Genomic DNA, 18,669 nt, shown 5'->3' with positions numbered 1-18,669 from the left:
TGTCCTCTCGAGGGGCCCGAAGGCCGGGGGATGAACGGGCAGAGCGCTGGTCCGGTCAGGCGGTGAGCTCGGCCGCCGCGTGCTGCGACGCCGGATCGGGGCGGGCCAGGCCCAGGTGGTCGCGCAGGGTCGGGCCGGTGTAGTCGGAGCGGAACGAGCCGCGCTCCTGCAGCAGCGGGATCACCTGGTCGAGCACGTCGTCGAGGCCGTGCGGCGTCAGGTGCGGGACGAGGATGAAGCCGTCCGAGGCGTCCTCCTGGACGTGCCTGTCCAGGTCGTCGGCCACCTGCTGCGCCGTTCCGACGAACGAGCCGCGGGTCGTCGTGCGGATCACGAGGTCGCGGATCGACCAGCGGTTCGCCTCGGCCTGCTCACGCCACGCGCGGGCGACCGCGAGCGGGTCGGTGGTGTGGCGCACCCGACCGCGCGTGATCGAGATGTTCTCGACGTCGGGATCGACCTCCGGCAGCGGGCCGTCCGGGTCGTAGGCCGTCAGGTCACGGCCCCACACCTGCTCGAGGAACGCGATCGCGGTCGGGCCGGAGACCTGCTGCCGCCGGATGTGCTCGGCGCGCTCGTGCGCCTCGTCGGTTGTCTGGCCGATGACGACCGTCGTCGCCGGGAGGATCTTCAGGTCCCCACGGGTGCGGCCGTTCGCGACGAGGCGCGCCTGCACGTCGTCGTAGAACGCACGGCCCGCCTCGAACGTCGAGTGCATCGAGAAGATGACGTCCGCGGTGCGTGCCGCGAAGTCCCGGCCCTGCGCCGAGTCGCCCGCCTGGAACAGCACCGGATGACCCTGTGGCCCGCGCGGCGTCGTGAACGTCCCCCGGACCTGCGCGTGCGTGCCGTCGTGCACCACCTCACGCACGCCGGCGTCGCGCAGGAACCGGCCGGTCGCCGTGTCCGCGAGCACCGCGTCGTCGTCCCACGAGTCCCACAGGGCGCGGGCGACCCGCACGACCTCCGCGGCGCGCTCGTACCGCTCGGCGTACGGGAGGTACCCGCCACGCCGGAAGTTCTCGCCCGTGAACGCGTCCGGGCTCGTCACCAGGTTCCACGCGGCGCGACCACCGGAGAGCAGGTCGAGCGTCGCGAACTGCCGCGCGAGCTCCCACGGCTCGTTGAACGTCGTGTTGATCGTCCCCGCGAGCCCGATGCGCTCGGTGACCGCCGCGATCGCCGCGAGCACGGGGAGGGTGTCGGGCCGGCCGACGACGTCGAGGTCGTGGATGCGCCCTTTGTGCTCGCGCAGGCGCAGACCCTCGGCGAGGAAGAAGAAGTCGAGCTTGGCGGCCTCGGCGCGCGTCGCGAGGTGCTCGAACGAGTCGAAGTCGATCTGGCTACCCGAGTCCGGGTCGCTCCAGACGGTCGTGCTGTTGACCCCCGGGAAGTGGATGCCCAGGTGGATCTGCTTGCGCGGTCGCGTCGTCATGGCCCCGCCCTCAGGCCGTCGCGGCGAACACGTTGGCGGGACGCGTCAGACCGAGCGTGTCGCGCAGCGTGCGACCCGGGTAGGCGGTGCGGAACAGTCCTGCGCTCTGCAGGATCGGCACGACCCGGTGGACAAGCACGTCGAGGTCGGTGGACAGCGACGACGGCCGCACGTGGAAGCCGTCGACGGCACCCGCCGCGACCCACGTCTCGATCGTCTCGGCCAGCGCACCGGCCGTCCCCACGTGCACGAGCGAGTCCGTCGCCCACGACGACGGCTCGAGGTCGTCGAGCAGCTCGAGGCGCGCACGCGCGCTCGACTCGTCGTCGGCCAGGACGACGTACGTGTCGACGAGCACGCGCACCTCGTCGGTGCTGCGGCCCGCGTCGCCCGCCAGGTCGTCCAGCCGCGCGCGCTGGGCGAGCGCGTCGTCGAGGCTCGTCGCGCGCAGGCGCACCACGTCGGCCCGGCGCGCGGCCAACGCGAGCGCCTCGTCGCTCGTCGCCGTCACCACGACCGGCGGCCGGCCCTGCGGCGGCCGCGGCGTGATCGACGGACCCTTGACCGCGAACCGGATGCCCTCGTAGTCGACGTGGTGCAGCTTGTCGCGGTCCACGAACCGGCTCGTGGCCTGGTCCCGGATCTCCGCGTCGTCCTCCCACGAGTCCCACAGCCGGCCGACGACGTCGATCACCTCGCCCGCCTCGTCGATCGCGTCGACCTCGTCCTGCGCGGCCTTGCGCCCGAACGCGTCCGTCGCCTGCTGCGTCGTCGACCAGCCGACCTGCCACGCGGCGCGCCCCCTGCTGACGTGGTCGATCGTCGCGACCGCCTTCGAGACGTGGAACGGCTCGGTGTGCGTCGTGTCGATCGTCGGCACCAGACCGATGCCCGCCGAGCGGGGCGCCAGGCGCGAGGCGACGAGCGCGGCGTCGAGCCGTCCCTGCACGCCGTGGCGGGTCACGGGCTGCAGCGAGAACGCGTCGTCGAACGCGACGAGGTCGAGCAGGCCGCGCTGCGCGGTCGCGACGAGGGCGTCCAGGCGCTGCGCGTCGAACAGCCGCTGCGCCTGCGAGCCGAGCGTGCGCCAGGCGGCGGGGTGCGCACCGGCGTCGGTGAGGTCGACGCCTAGGTGCACCGACCGAGTGCGGTCCGAGCGCGAGCGAGGGTGGGAGTGCTGGGACATCGAAGGGCTCCATCTCGAGGCCGCGTGCGCGGCGGGTGATCGGTGGTCCGTGGCGTGCCGCGGGCCCGCCTGCCGTCGGCGAGGACGCCGCGGTCGGCGCACGCGCGCAGGACCGGACGGCTGGGGCCGTCAGGTGGTGGGTGGGAAGGTCGCCGGCGCCGGCGTGGCCCGCCCAGACGGGCGCGGTCCGGGAGGACGGCGCCAGTCAGCGCCGGTCAGCGCCGGCGACGAGCGGTGTGGCCCGCGGGCCCCGGTGCGCGGGACGTCGTCTCAGCGACAGCTCTCGGCGGCGCACCTGACGCGACAGCGCGTGCACAGGTGCGTGGCGCGGACGTCCGCGGTCAGGCTCCTCGTGCTCATGCGTGCGGTCTCCTTCGTCCCCTGTCCGGGGTCTGGCGCGTTGCTCGGACGGCGGGTGCCGCTCGAGCCAGGTCCTCACCCGGGGCACCCCGCCGCGCGGGAGGGTTGCCGTCCGACCAGCCGGGGCTACGCGTCGGAGCTCATGACCTCTGTCCGCAGACCGACAATCCGGACTGCGTTGGTCAGAAATTAGGGGTGGGGCCGGACGGAGTCAACGGCGCATCCCGTCGGTCCCACAATCTGGACTGAATAAGTCGGGTTATCGTCGGGCGACCCCGCACGACCCTGACGCGCGCAGGGACGACGAAGCCCGCGGGCCGCACCGAGCGGCACCGCGGGCTTCGTCCGAGCAGGGGTGGTCAGCCGAAGTGGCGCGGGAGCGTCGCCTCGAAGACCTCGCCGGCCTCGGCCAGCGGGATCGTGAACAGGCCCTCGACCTCGACGGCGGGGCCCGCCTCCTCGTCGCCCGTCGCGACGTCGGCCGTCTGGCCCAGCTTGAGTGCCGGCACGCCGCGCGCGACGCACAGGTCGGCGAAGCGCACCTCCTCCGAGCGCGGCACGGCGACCAGCGCACGCGCCGTGGACTCCGAGAACAGCGCCTCGAACGGCGTGACGCCGTCGCGCTCGCACAGCGCGTCGAGCGAGACGCGCACGCCCACGCCGAACCGCAGCGAGGACTCGAGCAGCGCCTGGACCAGACCGCCCTCCGACAGGTCGTGCGCGGCGTCCACCAGGTCGTCGCGCGCCGCGTTCTGCAGCACCGCGCCGAGACGACGCTCGGCCGCCAGGTCGACCGCGGGCGGCAGGCCGCCGAGGTGGTCGTGCACGACGTCGGCCCACGCGGAGCCGTCGAGCTCGGCGCGCGTCGTGCCGAGCAGGTAGACCGCGATGCCGGGCGCGGTCCAGCCCGAGGGCACCGCGGCGGCCACGTCGTCGAGCACGCCCAGCACGCCGACGACGGGCGTCGGGTGGATCGCCGAGTCGATCAGGCCGGGCTCGCCCGTGCCGTTGTAGAGCGAGACGTTGCCGCCGGTCACCGGGACCTCGAGCACCTGGCACGCGTCGGCCAGGCCGCGGATCGCCTCGACGAGCTGCCACATCGAGTCGGGGTGCTCGGGGCTGCCGAAGTTGAGGCAGTCCGTCACGGCGAGCGGGCGCGCACCCGTCGTCGCGACGTTGCGGTACGCCTCCGCGAGCGCGAGCTGCGCGCCCGTGTACGGGTCGAGCTTGCCGTAGCGGCCGTTGGCGTCGGTCGCGAGAGCGACGCCGAGACCCGTGGTCTCGTCGACGCGCACGACCCCCGAGTCGTCGGGCTGCGCGAGCGCCGTGTTGCCCTGCACGAAGCGGTCGTACTGCTTGGTCACCCACGACTTCGAGGCCAGGTTGGGCGAGCCGAGCAGCCGCAGCGCGGTCGCGCGCAGCTCGTCGGGGCTCGTCGGACGCGCGAGCGACGCGGACGTGTCCGCGTTCAGGCCGTCCTGCCACGCGGGACGCGCGTACGGGCGGTCGTACACCGGACCCTCGTGCGCGACGGTCTTCGGGTCGACGTCGACGATGCGGTGGCCGTGGTGGTCGATCGTCAGGCGACCCGTGCCCGTGACCTCGCCGATGATCGCCGTCTCGACGTCCCACTTCGCGGTGATCGCGAGGAACTCGTCCAGCTTGGCGGGCGTGACGACCGCCATCATGCGCTCCTGCGACTCCGACATGAGGATCTCGCCGGCCGTCAGGGTGGGGTCGCGCAGCAGCACGTTCTCGAGGTCGACGTGCATGCCGCCGTCACCGTTGGACGCGAGCTCGGACGTCGCGCACGAGATACCGGCGGCACCCAGGTCCTGGATGCCCTCGACGACGCGCGCGGCGTACAGCTCGAGGCAGCACTCGATGAGCACCTTCTCCATGAACGGGTCGCCGACCTGCACCGAGGGCCGCTTGGACGGCTTGGTGTCGTCGAAGGTCTCGCTCGCGAGGATCGACGCACCGCCGATGCCGTCACCGCCGGTGCGCGCGCCGAACAGCACGACCTTGTTGCCCGTGCCCGAGGCGTTGGCCAGGTGGATGTCCTCGTGCCGCAGCACACCCAGGCACAGCGCGTTGACGAGCGGGTTGCCCTGGTAGCTGGGGTCGAACACGAGCTCGCCGCCGATGTTCGGCAGGCCGAGCGAGTTGCCGTAGCCCCCGACGCCCGCGACCACGCCGTGCACCACGCGGGCGGTGTCCGGGTGGTCGATCGCGCCGAAGCGCAGCTGGTCCATGACCGCGACCGGGCGCGCGCCCATCGAGATGATGTCGCGCACGATCCCGCCGACGCCCGTGGCGGCACCCTGGTACGGCTCGACGTACGACGGGTGGTTGTGCGACTCGACCTTGAACGTGACCGCCCAGCCGTCGCCGATGTCCACGACGCCCGCGTTCTCGCCGATCCCGACGAGCAGGTGCTCCTTCATGGCCGGCGTCGTCTTGTCGCCGAACTGCCGCAGGTGCGTCTTGGAGGACTTGTACGAGCAGTGCTCGGACCACATGACCGAGTACATGGCCAGCTCCGCGGCCGTGGGGCGCCGCCCGAGGATGTCGCGGATGCGCTGGTACTCGTCGGGCTTGAGTCCGAGCTCGGCGTACGGCTGCGCGAGGTCGGGGGTCGCGGCGGCGCCCTCGACCGTGTCGTAGTGCTGGTCGCTGCTGGGGCGCGCGGGTGCGGAGGTCATCGGTTCCCTTGGGCGAGATCGCTCGCGGCCTGCGCTGGTCGGCAGGACGCACGGCCGTCGTCGGCGGACGGGCCCAGGATAGCGACGCTCCGCGGCCGCCCGAACGGCTGTCCAGACCCGCGACCGGGGCGCGCGACGAGGCGGGCGCGGCGCGAGACGGGCCGGCGGCGAGCGCGCGGCGGGCCAGGGCGGTCCCACCGCAGGCCACCAAGGGGTGACACGTGTCGTTCCGCCCTTCGGGTGACGACAGTTGCCTCACCGGCGTTTCGCGGCCGACACGCCGGTGAGGCAATTGTGCGTTTTGCCTGATCAGCCCTAAGGTCTGGCGCGGCTGGATGCCCGTTTAGCCCGTTTTGTCGAGGATTCGAGGTCTGATGCTCCGCCGCGCCGTCGCCGCCGTTGCCGTCCCCGCCCTGTCCGGCCTCCTGCTGCTCGCGAGCTCCGCGAGCGCCACGGCCGGCGGCTCGGACGCGCCCATCCCCTACGACGTCTCCCCCGAGGCTCTCACGCTCCCCGTCGGTGACACGTTCGACGTCCACGACCACGTCAACGTGCGCTACACCAAGCACGGCCGTGACGGCTCGGCCAACATCCACATCGAGCCCGGCCGGTCGAGCGCCGCGCTCGTCGGGAAGAGCACGGTGCGGTGGGAGCTCGTCGGCGTCCCCCAGGGTTCGTGCATCACGTGGGTGCAGGTGAGCGGGTACGACGAGCACTTCGGCGAGGGCGGCCAGAAGCCCGTCTGCAACACGACGTGCAAGCCGAAGCCGAACCCGTACCCCACGCCGAGCCCGTCCCCCTCGGAGTCGCCCGAGCCCGAGCCGTCGCCCACACCGACCGTGACGCCGACGCCGCCGCCCACGCAGGAGCCCAGCCCGGAGCCGACGCGGTCGCCCGAGCCCGAGCCGTCGCAGACCCCGCCCCCGGCACCCGAGCCCGTCGAGTCGACGCCCGCTCCCCAGCCCACGACGACGCCGGCCGTGCCCCCCGTGCCGTCCGACGAGGAGACGCCGGCCCCGTCGCCCGAGCCCACGACCCCGGGGGACGACGAGGGTGAGGTCGCCGGCCCCGAGCCGACGCCGACCCCGAGCATCGACTCCGAGGTCCTCGTCGAGGGCGAGGACGAGCCCCCGCTCGCCGTGACCGGCTCCGACTCGCTGCTGCCCGGGTTCGCGTTCGCGCTCACCGCGCTGGTCGCGGGCATCACCCTGCGCATGATCCACGTCCGCCGCCGGCACCTGCCCGCCCACCGCAGCTGAGTGCGCGCCCGGAGCTCGCTGGTCGAGCTCCGGGCCGCCCGGGCGGGCTACGGTCGGGCCATGCCCGCCGCAGCCCGCTCCGTGACGGGGCGCACGCTCGTCGTCGGGCTGCTCGGCATCGGGCTCGCCGTCGCGGTCACGGCGAGCGGGTGCGCACCCGGCACGGACCGCCCGTCGACGTCGCGTGACCCGAGCACCGGCGCCTCGACCGCCGAGCCGTCGGCAGGTGCGTCGTCACCCGGCACCCCGGACGCGGAGCCTGACCTCGCCGCCGCGGCGCTGCGCGACGGCGTGCCGATCACGTCGCAGGGCGTGACGGTGCTGGTGCTCGCACCGAGCACGCCACGCGCGCTCGAGGACGGCAGCGTCCGGGTGGACCTCGCCGCAGCACCGACCGGTGGCCCCACTGCCGCTCTCGCCGCAGTGCCTACCGCGGTACCCACGGCGGCGCACAGCAACGCTGCCGAGCGTGACACGACGGACGGAGCCGGGACGTCCCTCGTCGTCGCCGCGCCCGCTCCGTTGCGCCTCGACGTGCTGCCCGACGGCACCGCGCTCGTGCTCGACGGCGACGTCCCGGTCGCGGGGCTGCGGGCGGACCCGTCAGGCCGGCTCGAGGCGCACGGCGATGCGGCAGTCCTGACCGCGCGGGCCCAGCCGACGGGCCTGTGGTTCACCGCGCGCGCGATCCTCGACCTGGCCTGGGGCGAGCGTGAGGGCGGGCGCTCGCTCGCGGTCACGCCCGCCGACTGGACCCGCGCGGGCGGCCACGCGGCCGAGGAGCTCGCGGCCGCCCAGCTCGAGGCGGCGGACGCCGAGGCCGGCTCGGCGAGCATGCTCGCGCAGCTCGCGTGCCACCAGCTCGGCGCACGTTCGAAGGCCACGTGGAACCTCGAGCCGTGGCGTCCCGACGTGGACCCGTTCGAGATGATCGCGACCCGGTGCAACCCGACCTGAGCCGGGAACCGGTCAGCGGTTGCGCCGCGCGCGTCGCGTCTTGAGCATCCAGCCGACGACCACCCCGAGCACGAACGTGATCGCCAGCAGGATCCACAGCGGCATCGTCACGGACGTCCAGAACAGGTGGACGGGGTACTCGTCGGCGTTCTGGAAGATCAGCACGAGCGCCGCCGCGAGCACGATGAGCCCCAGGATCGGGCGCCAGGGGACGGGCTTGCTCTCGACCGGTTGCTGTCCCGCGGACATCGGACCTCCAGTGGTCCGGGCGGTCGCACGCCGCCCCCTGCGGCCATCCTGCCGCGGTGGCGCCTGACCTGCCAGGGCGGACGCGGGCCCGGGCGGCCCGCGTCGGCCCTCAGCGCAGGTGCTTCTCCGGGACGGGCAGGCGTCCGGCGGCGCGCTCCGCGCGGTAGTACGCCCGCGCCTCCTGCTGCCGCTCGGCCTCGGCGCCCGACGCGATCGGCGCGCGCAGGTGCTCGGGACCGAAGCCGAACGCGTCGACCAGGTCCTGCGCGTGCGGCCGCAGCCGCACCAGAAGACGGTCGATGTACGACGACACCGTGCGCGCACGGCCGGCCGAGAGCCGACCGTTGACGAGGTACCACGCGAGGTGCCGCTCGACGAGCGTGAGCCCGAACAGGTCGCGCAGCCACGTCAGGACCTGCTTGGTGCCGGGGTCCGTGGCCGCCTGCACGCCGCGCGTGAAGGCCTCCCACTGCACGCGCTCGGCGTGCGCCTGGGCGGCCTCGATGAGCTCGTGCTGGTGGGCGTTGACGAGCGCGGCGGCCTCGGCGGGCGGGAGCTTGCCGGCAGGGCGCAGCGCGGCCGCGAGCTCGGCGACCATGACCTCGACGCGGTCGGTGAGCAGCTCGCGCTGCGTCTCGGCGTCGCGCAGCTGGCCCGCGGAGCGACGCGCGTCGCCCACGTCGGCGATGGTCTGGACCGCGCGCACGAGCGGCGTGCGGTGCACGGCACGGTCGGCGACGAACCGCGCGACGTCGCCCGCGCCACCGGCCTTGAGGGCCTTGGCGTAGTCACCCAGCAGGCGCTTGCCGACGAGCTGGTAGAGGACGGTGTTGTCGCCCTCGAACGTCACGTAGACGTCCAGGTCCTGGTGCAGCCCGACGAGGCGGTTCTCGGCGATGAAGCCCGCCCCGCCGCACGCCTCGCGGCACTCCTGGATCGTCGTCATCGCGTTCCACGTCGAGGTGGGCTTGAGCGCGGCGGCGAGCGTCTCGAGGTCCTCGCGACCCTCGGGCGTGTCACCCCGGCCGGAGAAGACCTCGTCGAACGCGGCGAGCAGCTCCTCGTGCGCGAACGTCGACGCGTACGTCTGGGCGATCAGCGGGAGCAGACGGCGCTGGTGGCGCTGGTAGTCGAGCAGGACGACCTCGTCCTCGCCCGCACCGGCGAACTGGCGGCGCTCGTTGGCGTAGCGGACCGCGATCGCGAGCGCGAGCTTGCTCGCGTTGACCGCGGCACCGTCGAGCGAGACGCGGCCCTGCACGAGCGTGCCGAGCATGGTGAAGAACCGCCGGCCGGGGCTCGTGATGGGCGAGGAGTACGTGCCGTCGGGGGCGACGTCGCCGTACCGGTTGAGCAGGTTGGTCCGCGGGACGCGCACGTGGTCGAAGTGCAGGCGGCCGTTGTCGATGCCGTTGAGGCCGCCCTTGAGGCCGTCGTCCTCGCCGCCGACGCCCGGCAGGAACTCGCCCGTGGCGGGGTTGCGGATCGGGACGTAGAACGCGTGCACGCCGTGGTTGACGCGCTGACCGCCCTCGGGCGCCGTGACGAGCTGGGCGAACACGACGGCCGCGGTGCCGTGCAGGGCCGCGTTGCCGAGGTACTCCTTCCACGCCGCACGGAACGGCGTGTGGATGACGAACTCCTGCGTCTCGCGGTCGTACTCGGCGGTCGTGCCGATCGACGCGACGTCCGAGCCGTGCCCCGTCTCCGTCATCGCGAACGCGCCGGGCACCTCGACCGACATCGCGTCCGGCAGGAACGCGTCGTGGTGGTGCTCGGTGCCCAGGTGCAGGATCGCGCTCGCGAACAGGCCCCACTGCACGCCGGCCTTGATCTGCAGCGACGGGTCACCCGCGACGAGCTCCTCGAACCGCGACAGGCTGCCGCCGTGGTCGTCGGCGCCGCCCAGCCGGGTGGGGAACGCGCGCAGCACGTCGTGCTTCGCGACGAGCTCGCGCAGCTGGTGCAGGACGCGCTCGCGGTGCTCGGCGAGCGGCAGACCCTCGATCTTGTGGAACTCGGGGCTGCCGGCGACCGCGCGGGCCTCCCGGCGCAGCTGCGCGTAGGGGCCGAGCAGCTGGTCGGTCAGCGCAGCGACGTCGATGCGCGGGTCCTCGTGCACGGACAGGGCGGGCGAACGGCCTTCGTGGCCGCGCTGGTCGGTCGCGGTGGTGGTGGTCATCGGGTCTCCCGGGTCATCGGATCTCCCACGCGGTACGCGTGCTGGTGCGTTCACGGGCGAGCAGGCCGACCGGGCCGGCCCAGAGCCAGGCGGCGACCTGTGCGGTCAAGGTGGCGCGGTCGGGCGTGCCGGGCTCGCCGCGGTGCGCCATCCACCACTCGCCCGAGCCGCGCACGAAGCCCACGGCCCCGGCGGCCCACACCTCGGCGAGCGAGTCGCGCGCGGCCCTCGCGGCGTCGGCGGCCTCGTCGTGCGCCATGTCGTCGTGCGCCACCGTGGGCGCGGGCGCGTCGTGCTCTCCCAGCTCGCGCGCGAACGGCAGCGCGACCAGGTGCGTGACCGAGTCGAGGAAGTGGCCGAGCGGACCGCCGGACTCGACCGAGCCGTCGCGCGTCACGAACGCGTACACGTTCGGCGAGGACTCGATCATCTCGAGGTAGACCGCGACCATCGCGCGCAGGCCGTCGCGCGGCGTGGGCGCGACGCGCAGCACGCCCTCGAGCGCGCCCTGGATCTGCAGCACGACGGCCTCGGCGACCGCGATCTGCAGCCCGGTCTTGTCCGAGAAGTAGCGGTAGACGATCGACTTCGACGTGCCGGCGGCCGTCGCGATCTCCTCCATGGAGACGTCGGGACCCTTGTGGTGGACCGTGCGACGCGCGACGCGGACGAGTTCGGCGCGGCGGGCCTCGCGGTGGTCCGCCCAGCGTGCGGAGCGGCCGTCGACGACGAACGGGTCGTCGCGTCGGGGGTCGTCGCGTCGGGGGTCGTCGCGTCGGGGGTCGTCGCGTCGGGGCTCGTCGCGGCGAGCCTCGTCACGTCGTAGGTCGCGCGCAGCGTGGGGTGCGCCGGCGCTGGTCGCGGCGGCGTTGCCGGTGGTGGCCGTCGTCGTCGACGGGCCACGTGTGATCGGGCTCACGAAACTGAAGGTATCAGGTACTGTGGGTTCTGGACACCACTTCGGGACGAACGTCCCTGGACCTGCGGGTCCGACGCTGATCGCGACGACGCGAGAGGAGCGCCACGCAGATGGCACTCAAGAAGACAGCCCCCACGAGCGCGCCGCGCCGCGCCCTGGTCCTCGGCGGCAACCGGATCCCGTTCGCCCGCTCGGGCGGCGCCTACGCCCACGCCTCGAACCAGGACATGCTCACCGCCGCGCTCGAAGGGCTCGTCGCCCGCTACGGGCTGCAGGGCGAACGCATCGGCGAGGTCGCCGCGGGCGCGGTGCTCAAGCACAGCCGCGACTTCAACCTCGCGCGGGAGGCCGTGCTGGGCTCGTCGCTCGCGGCGACGACGCCCGCGTACGACGTCCAGCAGGCGTGCGCGACCGGGCTCGAGACGCTCGTCGGCCTGTCGAACAAGATCCGCCTCGGCCAGCTCGAGTCCGCGATCTCGGGCGGCGTCGACTCGACGTCCGACGCCCCGATCGTCGTGACGGACCGCCTGCGCCGCGCGCTGCTCGACCTGTCGCGCGCCAAGACCGCCGCCCAGAAGCTCGCGGCGCTCGGCCGCATCCGGCCCAAGGACCTCGCGCCCGTCGCGCCGTCGACGAGCGAGCCGCGCACGCACCTGTCGATGGGCGAGCACCAGGCGCTGACCACCGCGCAGTGGGGCATCACGCGCGAGGCGCAGGACGAGCTCGCGCTCGCGTCCCACCAGCGGCTCGCGGCCGCGTGGGACGCCGGGTTCTTCGACGACCTCGTCACGCCGTACCGCGGCCAGACGATCGACGGGAACCTGCGCAAGGACAGCTCGCTCGAGAAGCTCGCGTCGCTGCGCCCGACGTTCGGCACCCGCCTGGACGCCGAGGCGACCATGACCGCCGGCAACTCGACGCCGCTCACCGACGGCGCCTCGACCGTGCTGCTCGGCTCCGACGAGTGGGCTGCGAGCCACGGGCTCACGCCGCTGGCCGCCGTCGTCGACGCCGAGGCCGGCGCGGTCGACTTCGTGCACGGCGAGGACGGCCTGCTCATGGCGCCCGCGTTCGCGGTCCCGCGCCTGCTCGCACGCCACGGCCTCGCGCTGGACGACTTCGCCTACGTCGAGATCCACGAGGCGTTCGCCGCGACGGTGCTGTCCACGCTCGCCGCGTGGGAGTCGCCCGAGTTCGGCCGCGAGCGCCTGGGCCTGGACGGCGCATTCGGGACCGTCGACCGCGCCCGGCTCAACGTGCACGGATCGTCGCTCGCCGCGGGCCACCCGTTCGCCGCGACGGGTGGGCGGATCGTGGCGACCATCGCCAAGGAGCTCCACCTGCGCAAGCAGCGCGACGGCGGCACGCCGCGCGCCCTGGTGTCCATCTGTGCGGCCGGCGGGCTCGGTCTCACCGCGATCCTCGAGGCGGCCTGACATGGCGAACCCGATCACGACGACGCTGTCCGCCAAGCTCTCCGGGGTCCTCGGCTTCTCGCCCGCGGCACCGCTGCGGCGCTGGGCACCCGGGCAGCCGCTCGTCGACGGCAAGGTCCTGGTCCTGGGCTCCGGCACGGGTCCCGACGCGGACGCGGATGCGATCGCGGCGCTCCTGTCCGGCTCGCCGTCGGCACCCTCGGCCACGCCCGACGCGTCGGGCGACGAGGTCCTCGACGGCTGGGGCCTGGACGTCTACCGGCACCCGGTGCCCGACGAGCGGTACGCCGCGGTCGTCGTCGTGCTCACCGAGGTCGACCACCCGTCCGACCTGCACGCCCCGCTGCTCGCCGCGGCGAGCACGTTCAAGAAGCTCGCGCGCGGCGGGCGGGTCGTGACGATCCCCCGCTCGGCCGACGACGCGGCTCCCGCCGTGGCCGCCGCCCGTCAGGGGATCGACGCCGTGGTGCGCACGATCGCCAAGGAGTCGCGGGGCGGCAGCACGGCCAACGGGATCGTCCTGGCCGACGGCGTGCCCGTCACCGCGGCCTCGGTCGTCGGGGCGCTGCGTTTCCTGCTGTCCACGCGCTCGGCGTTCGTGCACGGCCAGCTCTTGGCCGTCGACTCGCAGGCCGGTGCGCTGCCGACCGACTGGGACGCCCCGCTCGCCGGACGCGTCGCGGTGGTGACCGGCGCGGCTCGCGGGATCGGCGCGGCGATCGCCCGCACGCTCGCGCGGGACGGCGCGACGGTCGTCGCGGTCGACGTCCCCGCCGCGGGCGAGCAGCTCGCGGCGGTCGCCAACGGGATCCGCGGCACCGCGCTGCAGCTCGACATCACCGCCGACGACGCGGGCGCCACGATCCTCGAGCACGCGCTCGCACGGCACGGGCGGCTCGACGTCGTCGTGCACAACGCAGGCATCACGCGCGACAAGCTGTTCGCCAACATGACCGACGCGCAGTGGGACGCGGTGATCGCCGTGAACATCGCCGCGCAGCTCGCGATCAACGAGGCCCTGCTGACCTCGGGCGACTTCACCGACGCGCCGCGCATCGTCTCGATCTCCTCGACCACGGGGCTCGCGGGCAACCGCGGGCAGGCCAACTACGCCGCGACCAAGGGCGGGGTGATCGGCATGGTCCGCGCGACCGCACCGCTGCTCGAGCCGTTCGACGGCACCGCGAACGCGGTCGCGCCCGGGTTCATCGAGACGGAGATGACCGCCAAGATGCCCGCGCTCGCGCGCCAGGTCGCCCGGCAGATGAACTCGCTGCAGCAGGGCGGGCAGCCGGTCGACGTCGCCGAGGCCGTCGCGTTCCTGTCCTCGCCGCAGGCCGGGGGGATCGTCGGGCGCACGTTGCGGGTGTGCGGCCAGCACGTGGTCGGCGCATGACGCTCGTCGAGCTGCCCGCCGTCCCCGGGCTCGGCGGGCTGTACGTGCGCGGCGCGGGCGCCTCCGGGCGGCTCGCGCTCGCCCGTCGGACCGGCAACGCGCCCACGTCACTGCCGGACGTCGCCTACCGCGTGCGCGGCGTGCGCCCCACGCTCGAGCACCTGACGGCGTTCCAGCGCCTCGTCGGCGAGAGCGCGACCGACACCCTGCCCGCGGGGTTCGTCCACGTGCTCGCGTTCCCCGTCGCGATCGCGCTCATGGCGCGCGCGGACTTCCCGCTGCCGCTGGCCGGGATGGTGCACCTCGCGAACGTCGTCGAGCAGCACCGGCCGGTCCGGTACGACGAGACGCTCGACGTGGTCGCGAGCGCGCACGGGTTGCGGCCCCACCGCACCGGCACGCAGGTGGACCTCGTCGTCGAGGTCACGTCCGACGACGAGCTCGTCTGGCGCGGCACGTCCACGTACCTCGCCAAGGGCGTGCGGCTCGGCGGTCTGGTGCCGGACGACGACGAGCGCGCGCCGTTCGTGGCGCCGCTGCCGACCGGGCAGTGGCGGCTCGCCGCCGACACCGGCCGCCGGTACGCCGCGGTCTCCGGCGACCGCAACCCGATCCACCTGTCCGCGCTCACGGCCAAGGCGCTCGGGTACGACAAGGCGATCGCGCACGGGATGTACACCGCGTCGCGGCTGCTCGCCGACGTGGGCCCGGCCCGCGGCGACGCGTTCGTCTGGCACGTGGACTTCGTCAAGCCGATCCTGCTGCCGGCGACCGTCGCCACCGCGACCCGCCGGACCGCGGACGGCTCGTCGTTCACGATGGCGGCTTGGCACCCCCGCACGGGCAAGCCCCACGCCCTCGGCTCGGTCGTCCCCGTCCCCTGACCCAGTGCGTGCTCCGGCCCCCCGCCCCCGAGGCCGGAGCAACCACAGGCTCGCCCGCCTCCCCCACCACGACCCAGTCATCACTCCGGCCCCCCCGGCCGAGCCCGGAGCAACCACAGGCTCGTCCGACTCCCCCACCACGACCCAGTCGTTGCTCCGGGTATCCGGGTCCGAAGCCGGAGCAACCACGGGGTCGACGCGGACTAGGCGGGCAGCCAGCCGGCCAGCGCAGCGATGCCGCGGGCGATCTCGTCGGGCGTGCGGCCGATGGTGGCGACGCGGTGCACCGAGGGCGGGCAGCCGCGCTCGAGCGCGCGTGCGGCGGCGTCGCTGCGCGCGACGTGCGCGTCGAGCTCGGCGCCGCTCTCGCGCTGCGCGAGGCGGTCGCGGGCCGTGGCGTCGTCGGCCGTGAGGAGCACCGCGGTCACACGCGGGGCGTCGCCCATCGCGGCCGCGAGGTCGTCGGCGTACTGCGGGCTCACGGTGTTCGTGTAGACGAGGCGGCGGTAGCCGAGATCCCGGTACGCCGACCACACCGCGCGCAGGTTGCGCTCCGCGAGGCGGTCGACGTGCGGCGCGGGGTGCGCGAGGTCCAGGTAGTCGCCCTCGATCACGGCGTGCCGCACGTCGGCGCCCGCGAGCTGCGCGTGGAGCGCGTGCGCGACGCTCGTCTTGCCGACGCCCGAGCGGCCACCGATCAGCACGACGTGCGACCGCTCGTCGTGCGCGCCGTCGCCGACCCGCGCGCTCCCGTCGACGTCCGCAGGCTCGTCGAACCCCGTGCGCTCGTCGAACCCGGTGCGCTCGTCGAACCCCGTGCGCTCGTCGAACCCGGTGCGCTCGTCGGACCCCGCACGCTCGTCGGACGTGCCGTCGAGGCCCAGACGCGTCCGCAGCATCGCCCGCGCCGCGGGCCACTCGTCGGCGAGGATCGAGAAGTACACCGAGTCGCCGCGCGAGCCGTCCGGCGCCACGCGGTGGCCGCGCAGCCGGCCCTCCTCGATCGCGCCGAGCCGCGCGACCGCCGCGAGCGAGCGCGCGTTGCGCGCGTCCACCCGCAGCGCCACCCGGTGCACGCCCCACGCCTCGAACGCGTGCGTGAGCAGCGTGAGCTTGCACGCGGGGTTGACGTGCGTGCCCCACACCGCGGGGTCGTAGAACGTGTGCCCCACCTCGAGCCGGCCCAGGCGCCGGTCCACGTCGTAGAGCGACGTCGAGCCCAGCACGGCGCCGCTCGCGTCGTCGAGCACCGCGAACGCGTACCGGCCGGGCGTCTCGAGCGCGCGGGTCACGTCGGCGAGCATGTCGGCCTCGTCGCGCGGCGTGGGCGTCGTCATGCCGCGCCACACGCGGTCGTCGACGAACGCCACGAGCGCGGCGGCGTGCTCGGGTCCCAGCGGGACGAGGCGGACTCCGGGGCCGACGAGGGTGAGGTCGTGCTGCACGGGCGCGATCGTGCCACGCCCGGCGCACCGGGCCCGCACGATTTCCCCGCTCGGCGCGCGGCTCTGCGGACGGCGCTACGGGCGGCTCGGCGGGACGCTTGGCGGGACAGCCCTGCGGGACGCCCGTGGGACGCTCGCGGCGCGTCGGCGGGTGGTGGCAGGGTAGGCGCATGCTGCTGGAGCCCGGTGGGGACTACGACGGCCTGACCCTGCGCGGCGAGCGGTTCGACGGGCAGGACGCGAGCGAGGCACGGTTCCTCGACTGCGCGTTCGAGCAGTGCACGCTCGACGACACGGACCTCTCGCACGCCCGCCTCGTCGACACGTCGTGGGCGGGCGTGCGCTCCGCCACGCTGCGGATCGCGGGCTCGGCCTGGCAGGACGGGACACTGCACGACTGCCGGCTCGGCGCGGTCCAGGCGTACGCGGTGCGGTGGACGCGCGTGCACGTCGTCGGCGGGAAGGTCGACTACCTCAACCTGCGCGACTCGACGCTCGAGCACGTGCGGTTCACGGGTGTGGTGATCGACGAGCTCGACCTGGCGCGCGTGCGCGCGACGCACCTGACGTTCGAGGACTGCCGCGTGCGGCGTCTGGACGTCACCGGGGCGACGCTCAAGGAGGCGGACGTGCGCGGCATCCGGGACCTGCAGCACCTCGACGGGGTCGCGGGCCTCGCGGGCGCGACCGTCAGCACGGAGCAGCTGGTCGAGCTCGCACCGGCGCTCGCCGAGCACCTCGGCCTGCGGGTGCGCTGAGCGCACGCCGTCAGGCGAGCACCATGGCCAGGGCGGTCGCGGTCAGCGCGTCCGGGTCGTCAGGGCCGATCCCGACCGCGGCGAGCTGGCCGACCCCGACGACGGTCGCGAGCGCGACGAACGACCGACGGCGCGCCTCGTCGGGCGCTTGCCCGAGCTCGACGAGCAGGTCGGCGAGGTAGTCCACGCGCCGCTGCGACACGCGAGCCACGGCGTCGCCGACGCCCTCCGCGGCGGCCTGGACGTAGAGCGTCGCGGAGTCGTGGCGCTGGTGCGCGACGGTTGAGAACAGCGCCTCGACCCGCTGGCGGGCGTCGCCGCCGGTCTGCGCGAGCGCGATGGTGGCGTCGGTGCGCTCCTCCTCCCAGCGCGCGACGACCGCCGAGACGAGCTCGGCGCGGTCGGCGAAGTGCCAGTAGAAAGAGCCCTTCGTCGCTCCGAGCGCGCGCGCGAGGGGTTCGACGCGCACGGCGGCGAGGCCGTCGTCCCGGAACGTCGTGTAGGCGGCGTCGACCCACGCCTGCCTGGTCGTCGAGGCCTTGACCATAATCCGTACGCTACCGTACGGTCGCTTCCATACGGCGCCGTACGGACGCCGTGTCACCTGAGCCCGACGACCCGCCGGACGGGTGTGGGCCGGCCGGGCTCGGCAGACAGGACGGGGGACGACGATGACAGGCACTCGCTGGTCGCTCGCGCTGCGGGACTTCCCGCCGGACTACGCCGACACGACGATCATCCGGCTCCCCGCGGGCGCCCCCACCGACCCGCGCGCCTGGGCCGACGCGACCTTCTCGCTGCGCACGATGCCCGGCTGGGTGCGCGCCGCGCTCGGCCTGCGGCAGCTCCTCGTCCCGCTGCTCGGCGTCCCCCGCGCGCCGCGTTCGACGTTCGCGGTCGACGAGGTGGCCGGTGACGCGTCGTGCGGCGAGGCCTTGATCGTCGCCGACGACCGGCACCTCGACTTCCGGTGCGGCGTCGCGGTCGACGCTCACGCGGGCCTCGTCGCGGTCACGACGAACGTGCGGCTGCACAACCGCCGCGGCCGGCTCTACTTCCTGCCCGTGCGTGCGCTGCACCCCGTCGTCGTGCGCAGCATGCTGAACCGCGCGGCGCACGTGCTCGCGCGCTGACCGCAGCGGCCCGCTCAGTCCAGCGCGGGTCCGCAGGCGGCCGCCGCCGTGGCAGCCAGGTGGTCCAGGCCGTGCACCTCGATCAGCGGACGCGTGTCGTCGACCACCGCCCAGCACCCGTCGACCACCTCGTAGCGCGAGCGGGGACCGTCGGCGACGTACGCGTGCAGCGCGCCGACCAGCCGGTCCACGGCCTCGCTCGGCGTCCCCACACCGACCGACGCACGGATCGCGCCCTCGGACGCGCCGAGCCGGGAGAGCAGCGGGTGCGCGCAGAACCGGCCGTCGCGCACGCCGATGCCGTGCTCGGCCGCGAGGTAGGCCGCGACCAGGCCCGGGTTGTGGTCGGCGACCGTGAACGTGAC

16 protein-coding genes and 1 riboswitch are annotated in these 18,669 nt (G+C 74.3%); of the genes, 7 read left to right on the top strand and 9 right to left on the bottom strand.

Translation table 11 applies throughout. The features are described 5' to 3' along the window. Positions 1-55: 55 nt before the first annotated feature. The 3 genes from CWIS_RS06085 to purL form a co-directional block, all read right to left on the bottom strand. A complete protein-coding gene (locus CWIS_RS06085) occupies positions 56-1,435 on the bottom strand; it encodes an NtaA/DmoA family FMN-dependent monooxygenase (protein WP_048342360.1) in 1,380 nt (459 codons plus the stop codon). A 10-nt stretch (positions 1,436-1,445) separates the two neighbouring features. Further along, positions 1,446-2,573 carry an LLM class flavin-dependent oxidoreductase gene (locus CWIS_RS06080; RefSeq protein ID WP_231583683.1) on the bottom strand — a complete coding sequence of 376 codons (1,128 nt, stop codon included), beginning with the start codon at positions 2,571-2,573 and terminating at the stop codon, positions 1,446-1,448. A 438-nt stretch (positions 2,574-3,011) separates the two neighbouring features. After that, a riboswitch (SAM riboswitch) is annotated at positions 3,012-3,129 on the bottom strand. 211 nt (positions 3,130-3,340) lie between these two features. Next, entirely contained in the window at positions 3,341-5,686 is a 2,346-nt protein-coding gene (gene purL / locus CWIS_RS06075; protein ID WP_048342358.1) for a phosphoribosylformylglycinamidine synthase subunit PurL, read from the bottom strand. 374 nt (positions 5,687-6,060) lie between these two features. On the opposite strand from purL, the gene CWIS_RS06070 reads away from it, so the two are divergent. Further along, the gene (locus tag CWIS_RS06070) at positions 6,061-6,945 is read left to right on the top strand and encodes a hypothetical protein (RefSeq protein ID WP_048342357.1); all 885 of its coding nucleotides are present in this window, start codon (positions 6,061-6,063) and stop codon (positions 6,943-6,945) included. A 60-nt stretch (positions 6,946-7,005) separates the two neighbouring features. Further along, positions 7,006-7,902, top strand: a complete 897-nt coding sequence (locus CWIS_RS17495; protein WP_156186572.1) for a DUF2599 domain-containing protein — start codon at positions 7,006-7,008, stop codon at positions 7,900-7,902. 12 nt (positions 7,903-7,914) lie between these two features. Here the strand turns inward: CWIS_RS17495 and CWIS_RS06060 are convergent, their stop codons facing one another. From CWIS_RS06060 to CWIS_RS06050, 3 genes are all read right to left on the bottom strand, one after another. Then, positions 7,915-8,151: a lipopolysaccharide assembly protein LapA domain-containing protein gene (locus CWIS_RS06060; protein ID WP_048342356.1), complete on the bottom strand. Its 237-nt coding sequence runs from the start codon at positions 8,149-8,151 to the stop codon at positions 7,915-7,917. Between the two features lie 109 nt (positions 8,152-8,260). Beyond that, positions 8,261-10,333, bottom strand: a complete 2,073-nt coding sequence (locus tag CWIS_RS06055) for an acyl-CoA dehydrogenase (protein ID WP_048342355.1) — start codon at positions 10,331-10,333, stop codon at positions 8,261-8,263. Positions 10,334-10,346: 13 nt separating this feature from the next. Then, complete coding sequence (locus CWIS_RS06050; RefSeq protein WP_231583681.1) at positions 10,347-11,252, bottom strand: TetR/AcrR family transcriptional regulator; 906 nt, start codon at positions 11,250-11,252, stop codon at positions 10,347-10,349. Positions 11,253-11,362: 110 nt separating this feature from the next. Between CWIS_RS06050 and CWIS_RS06040 the strand changes: the two genes are divergently transcribed. Genes CWIS_RS06040 through CWIS_RS06030 form a run of 3 tightly spaced genes read left to right on the top strand, consistent with a single transcriptional unit; the run spans position 11,363 to position 14,968 of the window. Continuing rightward, entirely contained in the window at positions 11,363-12,688 is a 1,326-nt protein-coding gene (locus CWIS_RS06040) for an acetyl-CoA C-acetyltransferase (protein WP_048342352.1), read from the top strand. A 1-nt stretch (position 12,689) separates the two neighbouring features. Continuing rightward, positions 12,690-14,084, top strand: a complete 1,395-nt coding sequence (locus CWIS_RS06035) for a 3-oxoacyl-ACP reductase (protein ID WP_048342351.1) — start codon at positions 12,690-12,692, stop codon at positions 14,082-14,084. Continuing rightward, entirely contained in the window at positions 14,081-14,968 is an 888-nt protein-coding gene (locus CWIS_RS06030) for a MaoC/PaaZ C-terminal domain-containing protein (protein WP_048342350.1), read from the top strand. Before CWIS_RS06035 ends, CWIS_RS06030 begins: the two co-directional genes overlap by 4 nt. 203 nt (positions 14,969-15,171) lie before the next feature. On the opposite strand, the gene CWIS_RS19830 is transcribed toward CWIS_RS06030, so the two are convergent. Further along, positions 15,172-16,413, bottom strand: coding sequence for a GNAT family N-acetyltransferase (locus CWIS_RS19830; protein ID WP_369796496.1), 1,242 nt, complete (start codon positions 16,411-16,413; stop codon positions 15,172-15,174). A 170-nt stretch (positions 16,414-16,583) separates the two neighbouring features. Here CWIS_RS19830 and CWIS_RS06015 point away from each other — a divergent pair, with 170 nt between their 5' ends. Then, positions 16,584-17,171 carry a pentapeptide repeat-containing protein gene (locus CWIS_RS06015; RefSeq protein WP_048342349.1) on the top strand — a complete coding sequence of 196 codons (588 nt, stop codon included), beginning with the start codon at positions 16,584-16,586 and terminating at the stop codon, positions 17,169-17,171. A gap of 10 nt (positions 17,172-17,181) precedes the next feature. Here CWIS_RS06015 and CWIS_RS06010 read toward each other — a convergent pair whose 3' ends face one another. Beyond that, on the bottom strand, positions 17,182-17,718 hold the full coding sequence (locus tag CWIS_RS06010) for a TetR/AcrR family transcriptional regulator (protein ID WP_048342348.1): 537 nt from the start codon (positions 17,716-17,718) through the stop codon (positions 17,182-17,184). 124 nt (positions 17,719-17,842) lie between these two features. Here CWIS_RS06010 and CWIS_RS06005 point away from each other — a divergent pair, with 124 nt between their 5' ends. After that, positions 17,843-18,304 carry a DUF2867 domain-containing protein gene (locus tag CWIS_RS06005; RefSeq protein ID WP_048342347.1) on the top strand — a complete coding sequence of 154 codons (462 nt, stop codon included), beginning with the start codon at positions 17,843-17,845 and terminating at the stop codon, positions 18,302-18,304. Positions 18,305-18,318: 14 nt separating this feature from the next. On the opposite strand, the gene CWIS_RS19270 is transcribed toward CWIS_RS06005, so the two are convergent. Continuing rightward, positions 18,319-18,669: aminotransferase class V-fold PLP-dependent enzyme (locus CWIS_RS19270; RefSeq protein WP_048342392.1), on the bottom strand; the 351-nt coding region annotated here is incomplete at its 5' end.

Origin of the sequence: Cellulomonas sp. A375-1 (assembly GCF_001040865.1) — a bacterium.
GTDB lineage: Bacteria > Actinomycetota > Actinomycetes > Actinomycetales > Cellulomonadaceae > Cellulomonas > Cellulomonas gelida.
The sequence above is the reverse complement of the archived record's forward strand: the minus strand, read 5'-3'. Positions and strand labels throughout refer to the sequence as shown.

Bases quoted from the DNA above. Each gene is read 5' to 3' on its own strand.
- CWIS_RS06060 (WP_048342356.1), bottom strand. From the start codon at position 8,151: ATGTCCGCGGGACAGCAACCGGTCGAGAGCAAGCCCGTCCCCTGGCGC.
- purL (WP_048342358.1), bottom strand. From the start codon at position 5,686: ATGACCTCCGCACCCGCGCGCCCCAGCAGCGACCAGCACTACGACACG.
- CWIS_RS17495 (WP_156186572.1), top strand. From the start codon at position 7,006: ATGCCCGCCGCAGCCCGCTCCGTGACGGGGCGCACGCTCGTCGTCGGG.
- CWIS_RS06005 (WP_048342347.1), top strand. From the start codon at position 17,843: ATGACAGGCACTCGCTGGTCGCTCGCGCTGCGGGACTTCCCGCCGGAC.
- CWIS_RS06010 (WP_048342348.1), bottom strand. From the start codon at position 17,718: ATGGTCAAGGCCTCGACGACCAGGCAGGCGTGGGTCGACGCCGCCTAC.
- CWIS_RS06055 (WP_048342355.1), bottom strand. From the start codon at position 10,333: ATGACCACCACCACCGCGACCGACCAGCGCGGCCACGAAGGCCGTTCG.
- CWIS_RS06085 (WP_048342360.1), bottom strand. From the start codon at position 1,435: ATGACGACGCGACCGCGCAAGCAGATCCACCTGGGCATCCACTTCCCG.
- CWIS_RS06040 (WP_048342352.1), top strand. From the start codon at position 11,363: ATGGCACTCAAGAAGACAGCCCCCACGAGCGCGCCGCGCCGCGCCCTG.
- CWIS_RS06015 (WP_048342349.1), top strand. From the start codon at position 16,584: ATGCTGCTGGAGCCCGGTGGGGACTACGACGGCCTGACCCTGCGCGGC.
- CWIS_RS06030 (WP_048342350.1), top strand. From the start codon at position 14,081: ATGACGCTCGTCGAGCTGCCCGCCGTCCCCGGGCTCGGCGGGCTGTAC.
- CWIS_RS06035 (WP_048342351.1), top strand. From the start codon at position 12,690: ATGGCGAACCCGATCACGACGACGCTGTCCGCCAAGCTCTCCGGGGTC.
- CWIS_RS06070 (WP_048342357.1), top strand. From the start codon at position 6,061: ATGCTCCGCCGCGCCGTCGCCGCCGTTGCCGTCCCCGCCCTGTCCGGC.